This window comes from Metabacillus halosaccharovorans, from assembly GCF_002019635.1.
GTDB lineage: Bacteria > Bacillota > Bacilli > Bacillales > Bacillaceae > Metabacillus > Metabacillus halosaccharovorans.
Genome location: NZ_KV917371.1, coordinates 1,639,159 through 1,653,480, shown reverse-complemented (window position 1 = coordinate 1,653,480; position 14,322 = coordinate 1,639,159). Strand labels below are relative to the sequence as shown.

General features: G+C 36.5%; 11 protein-coding genes and 1 pseudogene. 4 read left to right on the top strand and 8 right to left on the bottom strand.

What is annotated here, in order from left to right; all coding sequences use genetic code 11:
- The first annotated feature begins 85 nt into the window (after positions 1 to 85).
- The 4 genes and pseudogenes from BK577_RS07615 to ytvI all read left to right on the top strand — a co-directional run bounded on the left by BK577_RS07615 (position 86) and on the right by ytvI (position 2,987).
- Complete coding sequence (locus tag BK577_RS07615; protein ID WP_078432363.1) at positions 86 to 622, top strand: hypothetical protein; 537 nt, start codon at positions 86 to 88, stop codon at positions 620 to 622.
- 321 nt (positions 623 to 943) lie between these two features.
- Complete coding sequence (cccA, locus tag BK577_RS07610; protein WP_026558719.1) at positions 944 to 1,306, top strand: cytochrome c550; 363 nt, start codon at positions 944 to 946, stop codon at positions 1,304 to 1,306.
- 98 nt (positions 1,307 to 1,404) lie between these two features.
- Positions 1,405 to 1,836 (top strand): annotated as a pseudogene (locus BK577_RS07605) (tRNA (adenine(22)-N(1))-methyltransferase); the annotation flags it as partial.
- Between the two features lie 32 nt (positions 1,837 to 1,868).
- The gene (ytvI, locus tag BK577_RS07600) at positions 1,869 to 2,987 is read left to right on the top strand and encodes a sporulation integral membrane protein YtvI (protein WP_078432362.1); all 1,119 of its coding nucleotides are present in this window, start codon (positions 1,869 to 1,871) and stop codon (positions 2,985 to 2,987) included.
- Positions 2,988 to 3,067: 80 nt separating this feature from the next.
- On the opposite strand, the gene BK577_RS07595 is transcribed toward ytvI, so the two are convergent.
- The 8 genes from BK577_RS07595 to dnaE all read right to left on the bottom strand — a co-directional run bounded on the left by BK577_RS07595 (position 3,068) and on the right by dnaE (position 14,155).
- Positions 3,068 to 3,454: an FxsA family protein gene (locus BK577_RS07595; RefSeq protein ID WP_078432361.1), complete on the bottom strand. Its 387-nt coding sequence runs from the start codon at positions 3,452 to 3,454 to the stop codon at positions 3,068 to 3,070.
- 120 nt (positions 3,455 to 3,574) lie between these two features.
- Positions 3,575 to 5,335 carry a pyruvate kinase gene (gene pyk / locus BK577_RS07590; protein WP_078432360.1) on the bottom strand — a complete coding sequence of 587 codons (1,761 nt, stop codon included), beginning with the start codon at positions 5,333 to 5,335 and terminating at the stop codon, positions 3,575 to 3,577.
- 135 nt (positions 5,336 to 5,470) lie between these two features.
- On the bottom strand, positions 5,471 to 6,430 hold the full coding sequence (gene pfkA / locus BK577_RS07585; RefSeq protein WP_078432359.1) for a 6-phosphofructokinase: 960 nt from the start codon (positions 6,428 to 6,430) through the stop codon (positions 5,471 to 5,473).
- A 252-nt stretch (positions 6,431 to 6,682) separates the two neighbouring features.
- Positions 6,683 to 7,660, bottom strand: coding sequence for an acetyl-CoA carboxylase carboxyl transferase subunit alpha (gene accA, locus BK577_RS07580; protein ID WP_078432358.1), 978 nt, complete (start codon positions 7,658 to 7,660; stop codon positions 6,683 to 6,685).
- On the bottom strand, positions 7,654 to 8,529 hold the full coding sequence (gene accD / locus BK577_RS07575; protein ID WP_078432357.1) for an acetyl-CoA carboxylase, carboxyltransferase subunit beta: 876 nt from the start codon (positions 8,527 to 8,529) through the stop codon (positions 7,654 to 7,656). The genes accA and accD overlap by 7 nt, the downstream gene beginning before the upstream one ends.
- 123 nt (positions 8,530 to 8,652) lie before the next feature.
- Positions 8,653 to 9,279, bottom strand: coding sequence for a FadR/GntR family transcriptional regulator (locus BK577_RS07570; protein ID WP_169908152.1), 627 nt, complete (start codon positions 9,277 to 9,279; stop codon positions 8,653 to 8,655).
- 17 nt (positions 9,280 to 9,296) lie between these two features.
- Positions 9,297 to 10,526, bottom strand: coding sequence for an NADP-dependent malic enzyme (gene ystJ / locus BK577_RS07565; protein WP_078432355.1), 1,230 nt, complete (start codon positions 10,524 to 10,526; stop codon positions 9,297 to 9,299).
- Positions 10,527 to 10,807: 281 nt separating this feature from the next.
- The gene (gene dnaE, locus BK577_RS07560; RefSeq protein WP_078432354.1) at positions 10,808 to 14,155 is read right to left on the bottom strand and encodes a DNA polymerase III subunit alpha; all 3,348 of its coding nucleotides are present in this window, start codon (positions 14,153 to 14,155) and stop codon (positions 10,808 to 10,810) included.
- Positions 14,156 to 14,322: the final 167 nt, after the last annotated feature.

Genomic DNA, 14,322 nt, shown 5'->3' with positions numbered 1-14,322 from the left:
AGTTTAGAAAAGGGAATCATAGCATAGTATATTTATGCTTTTTTTACTTTTGTACAATTTAGAAAGATTATTTAAGGATGCATTTATGGATAAAGAAAAAAAGGAAATAATCATTAAAGAAATTTATTACTGGAAAGAAAATAAACTACTTCCAGATACATACTGTGATTTTTTACTAGCACTTTATACTGAAGGAAATCATTTTGAAGAAACAACTGCATCCTCTGCTAATAGTAAAACAGGTACGAATATAATTTGGACTAGTGCAGTTTTTGTGTTACTTCTAATCAGTGCTCTTGTCACCTATTTTACTGAATTGTCTTTTGTTTTGCAAACAGTTACATCAGGTTTTTTACTTTTAGCTTCAATTCTTGTTACCGCTTTCCTTCTGGTTAGAAAAGGTAAGTTTCAAATGCCTTTAGTTATAACATTTATTCAGCTGTTAATCACGTCTCTTTCATTTGTTGAATTTGTAACAGAGGGAAATTCTTTTTGGATTGCAACGACGGTTGTAACAAACTGCTTGCTTTGGATCACAATAGGGGGCTTCTTACGGATTTACTATTTACTAATTAGTGGAATAATAGCAAGTCTAATATTTGGGGTGACACTCTTCTTATAGTCTATAGGAAAATGTCAACAGGTTATTGGCATTAACCGAAACTCTTGTCTGTTTTTTGTCTAAAGTGTGAAAAACATGGAGATGTTAAAAGATAGGTCTTTTCCTTAGTGGAAAATTACAGTAAAATAGAGGTTGTTTAAAAACATTTGTACTTATGTTGATTATCCAGCAGTAACGGGCAGCTGAGTAAAACATAAATAAAAATTAGAATTATCGAGTGGAGCTGCTCGAATGATTACGATAATTCTACTATACATTAGTAGGTTAGATATGGAGCCTATTAATGGAAAGGTTTACTATTTACATAAGGGAGGTTACATGATGAATCGCAATCCACTTATTCCATTTTTATTAATCGCTGTTCTAGGAATCGGCCTTATGTTCCTTTTATCATTTAAAGGTATCGGCGATCATGAAGAACTAGCTAGCGGCGGAGAAGAAGAGCCAAGCACTGAAGATGTTGCAAACGCTACCCCGGAAGAGATTTACCAGCAAAACTGTATTTCCTGTCATGGTGAAAACTATGAAGGTGGTGCAGGTCCTGCTCTTGTAGGTGTTGGTGATAAAATTGGCGTAGATGAAATTAAGACAACAATTCAGCAAGGTAAAGGAATCATGCCAGCTGGTCTTGTGCCAGACGAAAAGCTTGACGAAATGGCAGAATGGGTATCACAAATTAAATAATTATAAAGAAGTCCTTTGCATCTGTGAAGGACTTTTTTTATACTTGATGAATAGGTTACTTCACTCTTAAGTGTAAATAAATGAATTGTGGTGAAATGATGAATGAATTGAAATTATCCAAAAGACTTGAAACAGTTGCTAACTATATTCCTGAAGGAGCAGTATTTGCAGATATAGGTTCAGACCATGCTTACTTACCCTGCTATTCTGTCTTACAAGGAAAAGCCAGTGGGGCAATTGCCGGCGAGATTACAGATGGCCCATACGAGTCAGCTGACAGCCAAGTGAGAAAATGTGGACTTTCTGATGTAATATCTGTTCGAAAAGGAGACGGATTATCTGTTCTTCGAAAGGAAGACGAAGTTGATTGTATAACAATCGCTGGGATGGGTGGAACTCTCATTAGTAAAATTTTAGAAGAAGGATCTGGGAAGCTATCAAAGGTCACTCGTTTAATTTTACAGCCTAATATACATGCAATTTCGATTCGCCAATGGTTAGTAGAAAACGGCTGGGAATTAATAGCGGAACATAGAGCTTATCGTATGGGGGGATTGCAAGAGTGAATTTGCAATACGTAAATAGTGTATTAAGGGCTTTGTTTATTTTGGCCATCATTTTTTTGAGCATATCCATTAGTTATTATCTGGCAACACTCACTTATCCTTTTATTATTGCAATTTTAATCAGCATGCTGATTAACCCTATTGTAAATGGAATAGAACGACTTTTCAGAATACCTAGAGGTTTTGCTGTGATTCTTTCTATCTTGCTCTTAATTTGCTTGATAGCAGGTGTTCTTATTCTTTTAGTTGCTGAAATTGTTGCCGGTACGACTTATTTAGCAAAAGTTATTCCAGGTCACTTAGATTTACTAGCTCTTTACATTGAAACGTTTTTCGTGACTAAAATTATGCCTGTCTATAATCAATTAACATATTTCTTTAATACACTTGAAACAAATCAACAACAATCTATTATTGCAAATATCCAGAATATTGGCGAGCAAGTTGCATCAAGTGTAGGAAACTTCATTAAAAGCTTTTTAGAAATTATACCTGTTATCATTAGCTGGCTTCCTAACACCGCTACAGTCATTATCTTTTCGCTATTAGCCACATTTTTTATTAGCAAAGATTGGTATAAGTTTAAATCTGCAGTGGCTGTTTTTATCCCACAGAAAGCAAAGTCAAGCGGGAGAACTATTTTTGTGGAATTAAAGAAAGCACTTATTGGCTTTATTCGGGCTCAGGCAACCTTGATTTCCATTACTACAGCCATTGTCTTAATTGGATTATTAGTCTTACGAGTTGACTATGCCATCACAATTGCGCTTTTAATTGGACTAGTTGATATTCTTCCTTATTTAGGTACAGGTTTAGTGTTTGTACCGTGGATTGTTTATCTTTCTTTTAGTGATGGAGTACCTCTTGCTATAGGGCTGGGAATACTTTATATGATAGTCTTAGTCCAAAGACAAATCATGGAACCGAAAATTCTTTCTTCAAGTATTGGTTTAGATCCTCTAGCTACACTTGTTGCTTTATTTGTTGGTTATAAATTGATAGGTTTTTTAGGATTAATAGTGGGACCAATTGTACTGGTTGTTTTAAAAACATTGAAGAGTGCCGGAGTGTATGAAGATTTGTGGCAGTTTATTGCTGGTCATCATAAAAAATAAAAAGAGGCGGGCAGTTCCAATTGAATTTTTTTAAGGAACTGTCCCTATTTGTTTAATTTGGTCTAATAAAACCAATTAAGTCATCTTATAATTGTGAAATGATTTTTATCGATCATTTTTTTGATTACAAATAGGAATAAAGGTTTAATTTTGTTCCTTGTGGTAGGAATTAATAATAAAAAACCAACTATATCAGAAATAAATCCAGGGGTTAATAGTAATAATCCACCTATAAGGATACATATCCCATCTATGAGAGCAGCCCCGGGGATTTGACCGAACTGCATTTGCTGCTGAGCATTACGTAATGTCTCCAGTCCTTGTTTCTTTGCCAGCCATGCACCTAAGACTCCTGTCAAGATAATAAGTAAAATTGTTGGAATTGTACCGATCGTCCTGCCGGAAAGGATAAAGACTCCAATCTCTAAAGCTGGAATAACGATAATGAGTAGCATTAGTAAACGCACACCTTCACCTCATAACACATCAATTTTGTAGAAAGCTTTACTTAATCATATTCATTTATAGTAAAAAAGAGAAGGAATAAACCCTTCTCTTTTTTATATGTTATCTATTTTCTCTTATTATTAAAGAACACTAGCATGCCCTTGGTAGATGACACCTCTTACAGCATCAACCGTTATATCCTGACCATCTTGTAAAATGTTTGTTGCATCTTCCACTCCTACAATAACAGGAATCCCAAGGCTTAAACCTACTACTGCAGCATGACTTGTTAATCCGCCTTCTTCAGTAATTAGGGCAGACGCCTTTTCAAGTGCTTCCATCATATCGCGGTCAGTACTTTGTGCTACTAGAATTGCACCGTCTGTCATTTTTTCTTTAGCATCTTTTGCTGTACTTGCTACAACTACCTTACCAAAAGAAGTTTTTCTTCCAATTCCTTGACCCTTTGCAAGTACATTACCAATAACATGTACTTTCATAAGGTTTGTCGTTCCAGACTCTCCAACCGGAACACCAGCCGTAATAACAATTAAATCTCCGTGTGTAACTAAACCACTGTTAATTGCTTGTAAGATTGAGGAGTCTAACATTTCATCTGTTGAAGTTGAGTGATTGCCACTTCTTGGATAAACTCCCCATACTAATGCTAACTTACGAGAAATTGAATCAGAAACTGTCACGGCAATAATTGGTGCCTTTGGACGATATTTAGAGATCATTCTCGCTGTGTGACCACTTTCAGTTGGAGTAACAATAGCAGATACACCTAAATTTAAGGCTGTATAAGCTGTAGATTGTCCAATTGCATCTGTAATCGTTGTTCCTACTTCAGCACTTCGTTTAGAAAGAATCTGTTTGTAATCTAAAGCCTGTTCTGCTCTAGATGCAATGTTATGCATTGTTTTAACCGCTTCCACCGGATAAGAACCGGCAGCAGTTTCACCAGAAAGCATGATTGCATCAGTGCCATCAAAAATAGCGTTTGCCACATCACTTGCTTCTGCACGTGTTGGTCTTGGGTTACGTTGCATACTATCTAGCATTTGAGTAGCTGTAATAACAGGTTTTCCTAACGCATTACATTTACGGATTAACTCTTTTTGAACTAATGGCACTTCCTCAGCAGGAATTTCAACACCCAAATCTCCGCGAGCAACCATTAATCCATCAGAAACTTCTAAAATCTCGTCGATGTTGTCAACACCTTCTTGATTCTCAATCTTAGGAATGATTTGAATATGACCTGCATTATGTTCTTCAAGTAATTCACGAATTTCAAGAACATCTGAAGCGCGACGAACAAATGAAGCAGCGATAAAATCCACATCTTGTTCAATTCCAAACACGATGTCTCTTGCATCTTTTTCAGTAATTCCCGGTAGTTTAACACTAACACCCGGTACGTTAACACCTTTTTTATTCTTTAATGTACCACTGTTTTTGATTAAGGTTTTAATTTCACCTTTTGCATGATCTAAACTAAGAACTTCAAGTTCAATAAGTCCATCATCAAGTAAAATAGTTGAACCAGTATGTACGTCATCAATTAGTCCTTCATACGTTACAGAAAATTTTTCTGTTGTTCCTACAACTTCTTCCATTGAAACGATGATTTCATTTCCCGCAATCAGTTCAATAGCACCGTTTTCCATTGTATTTGTGCGGATCTCAGGGCCCTTTGTATCCAATAGAATGGCTACATTTTTATTTAATTTCGCAGACGCTTCTCTAATATTCTTAATTCTGGCACCGTGCTCATCAAAATCACCATGAGAAAAGTTTAGACGGGCTACATTCATACCAGCTTCCATCAATTCAGATAACTTTTCAATTGCTTCACTAGCTGGACCAATTGTACATACAATCTTTGTTTTACGCATATTGTTTTCCTCCTACCATTTAGCGGATAAAGAAGATAGACACTCTTTCACAGCCTACTCCTTTATCCATTGTTAGTATGGCTATAATCTTTTATTTAAAAAACATGTATTTATGGAAACGATACCACCAGGTTTCTATATGGATAGTTCTTTAGACAATCTGTACATGTTTTCATCAATTGAATGAGGCTGATCAAGAATCTCAAGGATATCATGGTGAACTAGTTCATTCTTTTGAATACCAACACAGCGTCCACCTTTACCATCTAAGAGTAATTCAACAGCATATGCACCAAGTCTGCTTGCTAAAACACGGTCAAATGCAGTTGGTGAACCACCACGTTGAACATGTCCTAATACTGAAACACGTGTTTCAAATGAAGTAGCTTCTTCAATTTTTTTAGCAAATTCCACACCGCTTCCAACACCTTCAGCAACAATAATGATACTGTGTTTTTTGCCGCGGTCATGTCCTCTTTTTAATCGTGATACAACTTGATCCATATCATAATCAGCTTCAGGAATTAAAATGGTTTCTGCCCCACCAGCCAAACCTGACCAAAGAGCAATATCACCCGCATGTCTTCCCATTACTTCAATTACATATGTACGTTCATGTGATGTTGCAGTATCACGAATTTTATCTACTGCATCAATTACTGTATTTAGAGCAGTGTCAAAGCCAATTGTAAAATCTGTTCCCGGAATGTCATTATCAATAGTACCAGGGACACCAACACAAGGGAAGCCGTGTTCTGTAAGCTTTTTAGCTCCCATATAAGAACCATCTCCACCGATGACCACCAAGCCTTCGATTCCATGTTTCTTTAATTGCTCAATACCTTTTTTCTGACCTTCAATTGTTTTAAATTCCGGACATCTTGCAGAATATAATTTTGTTCCTCCACGATGAATGATATCACCAACAGAGCCAAGTTCTAACTTTTCAATTCTGCCTTCAATCAATCCAGTGTATCCATTATAGATTCCATAAACTTCAATATCGTGATATATTGCTTTACGAACAACTGCACGGATAGCTGCATTCATACCTGGAGCATCTCCACCACTTGTTAAAACACCTATTTTTTTCAACCTTTCCTCACCCCACTATTTTAAATAGAAATTTTGAATTACTTCAAAAATAACATGAAAATATTGTAGATACAACAAAAGGTCAACTTTTGTCGAATATCCTATTTATGAGCCTTTTTCATTATACAATAAATTATCATTTGTGTTTATTGAATTATGTAATTTTGCAAAATTATTGTCCAACTTTGTCATGATTGCATCAATAATAGAGGCCGAAAAGAAAACGTGGACCTGTTAAGGCCACACGTTTATCTATTTTACCCCAAGAAGATCGTCTGCAAACGATACTTGACCTATTCTTTTATATTTTTCATAACGATGCTTAATTAGTTCTTCATCACTCATCGTTGAAAGTTGTTTTAATGATTTTGCCAAAACCTCTTCAATATTCTTTGCTTGGAGACCTACGTCTTTATGTGCTCCACCCTTTACTTCAGGGATAATCTCGTCTACCACACCTAATTCTTTTAAATCCGGTGCAGTAATCTTCATTGTTTCCGCTGCTTTTTTCGCCAATCCGGCATCCTTCCATAATAGGGCAGCAGCTCCTTCAGGAGAGATCACAGAATAAGTAGAGTTCTCTAACATATGAATGTAGTTTCCAACACCTAGCGCTAAAGCCCCACCGCTTCCTCCTTCTCCAATAACGACACAAATAATAGGTACGGAGAGGCCAGCCATTTCAAATAAGTTTTTAGCAATTGCTTCACTTTGCCCTCTTTCCTCAGCAGCCTTACCTGGATAAGCACCCTTTGTATCAATAAAGCAAATGATGGGACGGTTAAATTTATCTGCTTGTTTCATTAATCTCAACGCTTTACGATATCCTTCAGGATGTGGCATACCAAAATTTCTTTTAATATTTTCCTTTGTATCTTTTCCACGTTGATGTCCGATTACGGTAACAGGAACACCTCTGAATTTAGCGATTCCACTTACAATCGCATCATCATCACCATAAAAGCGGTCACCATGACATTCGATAAAATTTGTGAAAATATGTTCAATATAATCCAGTGTGGTTGGACGGTTTGGATGTCTGGCAATTTGAACTCTGTCCCACGGTTTTATATTTGAATAGATTTCATTTTCCAGCTTTTCCAACCGGTCTTCTAACTTTTGAATTTCTGAAGATAAATCCACATCAGACTGGGCTGTAAATTCCTTAAGCTCTTTAATTTTTCCTCTGAGCTCCATGACCGGTTTTTCAAATTCTAATTCACCTACCATGTGATTTCACCTCCCGCTTGATGAATATCAAGGATATTACCAAGTTTCTCTTTTAAATCCTGTCGATTAATAACCGCATCTAATTGCCCATGCTTCAAGAGAAACTCTGCAGTTTGGAAGTCTTCCGGCAGTTCTTCTCGTATTGTTTGTTCAATAATTCTACGACCTGCAAAACCTATAAGAGCCCCTGGCTCTGCAAAGTTATAATCACCAAGAGAGGCAAAACTTGCTGAAACTCCTCCTGTGGTTGGATGAGTCATGACCGAGATAATTAACCCGCCATTATCACTAAAGAGCTTAAGTGCTGAACTTGTTTTCGCCATCTGCATTAAGCTTAAAACACCTTCTTGCATTCTTGCCCCACCAGAAGCAGTGAAAATAATGATAGGCAATCCCTTTTCATTAGCTGTTTCTATTGCGCGGGTTATTTTTTCTCCAACAACAGATCCCATGCTTCCCATTCTGAAGCTTGCATCCATTATGGCAACACTTGTCCTGAACCCGTTGATCGTTCCTTCTCCTGTAACAACCGCTTCATTTTGTTTCGTTTTTTGGCGGTCCTTCTCTAATTTTTCTTCATAACCGGGAAAGTTTAATGGATTCTCAGAAATCATTTCTTTATCATATTCGATAAAGCTATTTTCATCTAACAAGCTTGCAATACGCTCTCTAGCGTTCATTTGATGGTGGTAGGAACAGTTCATACACACCTTTACATTCTTCATTAATTCTTTTGTGTACATAATTTTTTTACAGCTTGGACATTTTATTACAATTCCTTCCGGAACATCTTGTTTGGCCTGCTCTGAAGGAATTGAGGCATATTTCTTTTTCTTTGGTTTTGGCTTTGTAAATAAATCTTTTAGCAAAACGGTACCTCCCCTATACTTAAGCTGCTACTCTTTTTTCGTTTCTTATGTCTATATGATGTTTGTCAATTAATCTAACTTTAACTAATGAAAGACAAGGATGTTGTAGAATTTTGTATGTTATTATTCGACATTTTCTTTAAGAGATACCGATTCATATATTCTGTACACTTCCACCTGGTCTTTTTCTATTAAAGCGCTTATTAGCTTTTCACCATTTTTCTTTGTATAATAAATTTCATCATTGCCTTTATGAACAAAGTAAACATACTCATTTAATACATTCCAAATACGATATAAAAGATGGTTATCGGCTAGAAGCATTAGCTCCTTCATAAATTCATATCTGCTCATCATACCATTATGAAGTTTTCCCCCTAATAATTTCAGGGTTTGTTCCTCGTCAATTGATAAAATTAATAGCAAGGCATTTCGTTCAAGAAGATCATTCATTTCAATAATATCATCTATTGCCTTTGAGTCCTCTAATATAAACGTTCCGAGCACTTCAATCAAATTATGTTCCCTAAAATCTTTTAAAAAAGTACCTTCCCCTCTTCGCGTTTCAATCATCCCAAGTAACTCAAGCGCTCTTAATGCTTCGCGAACAGAGGATCTTCCAACCTTTAATTTTTCAGCTAACTCTCGTTCGGAAGGTATTTTTTCCCCATAAGAAAGCTGCTTTTCTGAAATAAAAGCCCGGATATAACGAAGAATTTCAATATATACCTTAGATTGTGATGTTGACAATGACGTATCACTCACTTTTATTCAATAATGGCAAGCTGCCTTGTTTTTTCAGCAACTTCCTCAGGATCAACCTTTATTCTTGCAACACCTGTCTCCATTGCAGCTTTTGCAACTGCCGATGCTACAGCCGGTGCCACTCTTGGATCAAAAGGTGCCGGTATTACATAATCAGAGTTCAAATCCTTTTCTGATATAAGAGATGCAATAGCCTCGACCGCTGCAATTTTCATTTGTTCATTGATATGTGTTGCTCTGACATCGAGAGCACCTCTAAAGATTCCTGGAAATGCAAGAACATTATTCACCTGATTAGGAAAATCAGAGCGACCTGTACCAATGACCTTTGCCCCAGCTTCTTTTGCCTCCTGGGGCATAATTTCAGGGACTGGATTTGCCATTGCAAAAATAATGGGATTTTCATTCATCGATTGAACCATTTCTTTTGTCAATGCTCCTTGGACAGAAACCCCAATGAATACATCTGCTCCTTTTATAACATCAGCAAGTGATCCTTCTTTTTGATCCCGGTTGGTATACTTAGCTACTTCTGACTTCACACTATTCATTCCATGCAGTCGATTTTCGTAGATAGCTCCTTTTGTATCACACATGATAATATCTCTGACACCGTATCTGTATAAAAGCTTAATGATGGCAATACCCGCAGCTCCCGCACCGTTTGCTACTACACGAATATTTGACATGCTTTTCCCTACTAACTTCAAAGCATTGACAAGTCCTGCTACGGTTACAATCGCGGTACCGTGCTGATCATCATGGAAAATTGGTATATTTGTTTCTTTTTTTAGCCTTTCTTCAATGACAAAACAGTTTGGCGCTGCTATATCTTCTAAATTTACTCCGCCGAATGTTGGTTCAAGGAGTTTAACAGTATTGACAATTTGCTCAATATCAGTTGTGTTCAAACAAATTGGAAAAGCATCGACACCTGCAAAGCTTTTAAATAATACAGCCTTTCCTTCCATTACTGGCAATGCGGCTTCAGGTCCAATATTCCCCAACCCTAACACTGCAGTCCCATCAGATACAACAGCTACCATGTTCCCTTTCATTGTGTACTCGTATACTTTGTTCTTATCATCATAGATATCTTTACACGGTTCTGCTACTCCAGGTGAGTAAGCCAGACTTAAATCATGGGCATTCTTAACTGGTATCTTTGATTTTGACTCCAACTTTCCTCTATGAACTCGATGAATATGTAAGGCTTCTTCCCGCAATGACATAATTGAACACTCCCCTGTGAAAGTCATTAAGATATCCTAACATTTGTTGAATCAATCTCAGAAAAATAAAAACGTTTTAGAATAGCAGTTTTTCTTATATTTTTTCAGATCACATTTATTCATAAATAATGGTTACTAACATAAAAATTGTTATGTTCAAATAGCATTCTTTCTAATTTCTCAAGTGGTCTGACCACCCTTTAATCATTATTAAATAATAACATAAATCACTACTTTGTAAAGTGTCGTTACATGATTAGATACAATGTCATAGGCATATTTTATCTATCACCTTTCCCTTTCATTAACACCACATTTTCTTTACCCAACAGTTTCATTAATTCATCTAGACTGGTGTCCGATGCATGAATAAAGAACTCCTCAGGCAATTGTATGGTTCGTTTCTCATTTTCATAATGAAGGAAAACAGGTGTTTTGCCATGGAAACTTTTGAGCATCTCTTTTACCTGAATAAGCTTATTTTGTTCAGCACTCTGTTTTTCTATTTTTATGAATAGCTTTTCCTGTTGTGGCAGCTCAGGCAAATCATTTGTATCTAAAATTTGTTGAATAATAAATTGTATCTTATCCTGCCTTTTCTCTACCTTACCTCCAAACAAAAACACTAATCCATCCTTTGTTTTTTCACTAAATTTAGTATAGGTTTGCGGAAATAAGACGGCATCAATTTCGCCCGTTTCATCGCCTAGACTTAAAAAAGCCATAACCTCCCCTTTTTTTGTACGGATGGTTCTTACTGCCCCAATCATCCCGCCTATCGAAACTTTACGATCTATTTTTGAGGGTAATTGATCAATAGTAGTTGCTCCTATATCAATTAACTTTTTACGAAAAACCTCAACAGGATGACTAGAAAAATAAAATCCTAAAGATTCTTTTTCATATCTTAGTTTTTCTTCTGCTTTAAATGGCTCTACCTCAATGTATTTGGGCTTTAGGTTAAACTCATCACCTAAAAACAAATCAAAATGTTGATCATCTGAAGGTGTCATAAGTTCAGCATGCTCAATCGCAACATCTAAACTTGCTAGTAATGTGGCTCTATCCACCCCAAATTCATCCATTGCACCTGCAAATATAAGTTGCTCCATTGTTCGTCTAGTAATAACTTTCATAGAGACTCTAATACAAAAATCAAATAGGTCTTCAAACGGTTTTTGTTTTCTTGCATGAAAAATTTCCTTAACAGCAGCAACCCCAACATTCTTAATTCCTGATAAACTAAAACGAATGGACTTCCTTTCAACAAGAAACGGAAATGCACTTTTATTAATGGAAGGAGGTAAGATTGAAATTCCTATTTGCTTCGCTTCCCGAACATATTGAGCAACCTTATCTTCATTTCCATTCACACTTGTTAATAATGCGGTCCAAAAGTATAAAGGAAAATGAGCTTTTAAAAAAGCAAGCTGGTAAGCAATCATACTATATGCAACAGCGTGGCTCCTATTAAATCCATAATTAGCAAATTTCACAATCAGATCATAGATAGAATTGGCCACTTGAAGGTTATATCCATTTAATTGACACCCTTTAACAAAATGCTCGCGTTCTTTATCAAGTATTTCTTTCTTTTTCTTTCCTACTGCTCTCCTTAATAAATCTGCTTCTCCTAATGAAAAGCCTGCCATAGTGGATGCTATCTCCATAATTTGTTCTTGATAAACGATTACACCATACGTATTCTGCAAAATCGGTTTTAGTGCAGGATGCTGGTATGTAATGTCACTTTTATGATGTTTTCGCTCTATATAAAGCGGGATATTTTCCATTGGGCCCGGTCTATACAAAGCATTTACCGCGACAATATCCTCCAAAGTTGTTGGTCCCAAGCGTTTTAAAACACTTCTCATACCATCGGATTCAAGCTGGAATACACCTGTCGTATCCCCTTTTGTTAAGAGCCGGAACGTTTTTTCATCCTGAAAAGGCAAGTCTGATAGGTCTACACCTTTTCCTTCTCCACGTTGAATCAGTGTTATGACATTTTCGATTAAAGACAAGTTTCTTAAACCAAGAAAATCCATCTTTAAGAGGCCCAGATCCTCTAAATAATCCATTGAAAATTGAGTTAAATATACATCTTGCTGTCCTTCCTGAATTGGAACAATATTTGTAAGCGGCTGATCACTTAGGACAACGCCTGCCGCATGTGTTGACGTGTGACGTGGAAGTCCTTCAATTTTCAAAGCTGTTTTGAAGATTTGCTTGTATAAATCGCTTTCTGTTATCGCTTTTTGGAGAGTTTCCGATTCTTTATATGCGTCATTCAACGATATTCCAGGACGTGAGGGAATAAGCTTGGAGAGGACGTCTGTCTCTTTCGGAGAAGCTCCCATCACTCGGCCTACATCCCGAATTGCAGCCTTAGCTGCCAGTGTGCCAAAAGTGATAATTTGAGCAACATGAAGCTTTCCATATTTTTTAGCAACATATGCAATAACTTCATCACGTCTTGTGTCAGGGAAGTCAATATCAATATCAGGCATTGAGATACGTTCAGGATTTAAAAACCTCTCAAAGAGCAATCTGTGTTGAATAGGATCCACATCTGTAATTTTTAAGACATATGATACAAGCGATCCGGCAGCTGACCCACGCCCCGGGCCAGTCAGGATCTTATTTTCGTGAGCATACTTCATAAAATCCCATACAATTAAGAAGTAATCACTAAAATTCATCCTTTTAATCACACTCAACTCATACTTTAACCGTTGCTCATATATAGATATAGAATCCTTATTGTTAAAGCGAGATGCTAAACCCTCATAGCACAGCTCCTCCAAATAAACATCTGCACTTTGATTTTCAGGAGTTGGAAAGGTTGGTAAATGAGAAACACCTAAATCCAAATTCACACAACATCTTTCAGCAATCTTTAATGTATTTTCCAGAGCGTCAGGATAGTCCTCAAATAGTGAGACCATATCATTAGCTGATTTTAAATAGTGTTCCTTAGGCTCCTTAAGGTCAATTTTTTCATCAGAAAGCTTGTCTCCATTTTTTATTGCCTGTAAACACTTATGTGCTAAATAGTCTTCTTTTTCGATGTAACAAACGTCATTGATAGCAACAAGAGGACTGTTTGTTTGATTACTTAACTTGACCAAATGCTCAGGTCCATCATCCTCGTTCTTAGATATTAATTGAAAACCTAAGTAAAATGACTGCTGTCCAAAAATCGACTGATATTCTTCTACTTTATGGATAGCATCATCGAGGTTCACCACATTTCGTCCGGGCAGGATGGCAATTAATCCCCGGCTATAGCTTTTTAACCAGCGCTTAGGAAGTCCTTCTGGCGACTTTGTTTGTAGAGCACTGCTAATCTTGATTAAATTTTGATAACCATCATTATTCTCAGCCAAGAGAACAAGAGGAATTTGACTATCGTTATCGATTACGTTAATGGATAAGCCCATAATTGGCTTTATGCCATGTTGTTGACATAATTTATAAAAGGCAATGGCGCCATACATTACTTGAAAGTCAGTTAATGCCATCGCTTTGAATTGAAGTTCTTTCGCTTTGCCTACAAGTCTATCTAATCTTGCTGCACTTGTAAGTAAACTGTACGCACTTTTAACTTGGAGATGAACAAAAGGCATTGATATCCCCCTTTCTTTTCAAAATCATTCGATCGGTATCTTAGTTAATATTATATTCCTGTATAGGATGCTGCACAAATAAGAGCTTTTAAAAAGTTAGCACCATTTATTTTGTCATGGCAAACATACTTAAAAATGGTCGTCCATATATATAGAAATAGGAGGTT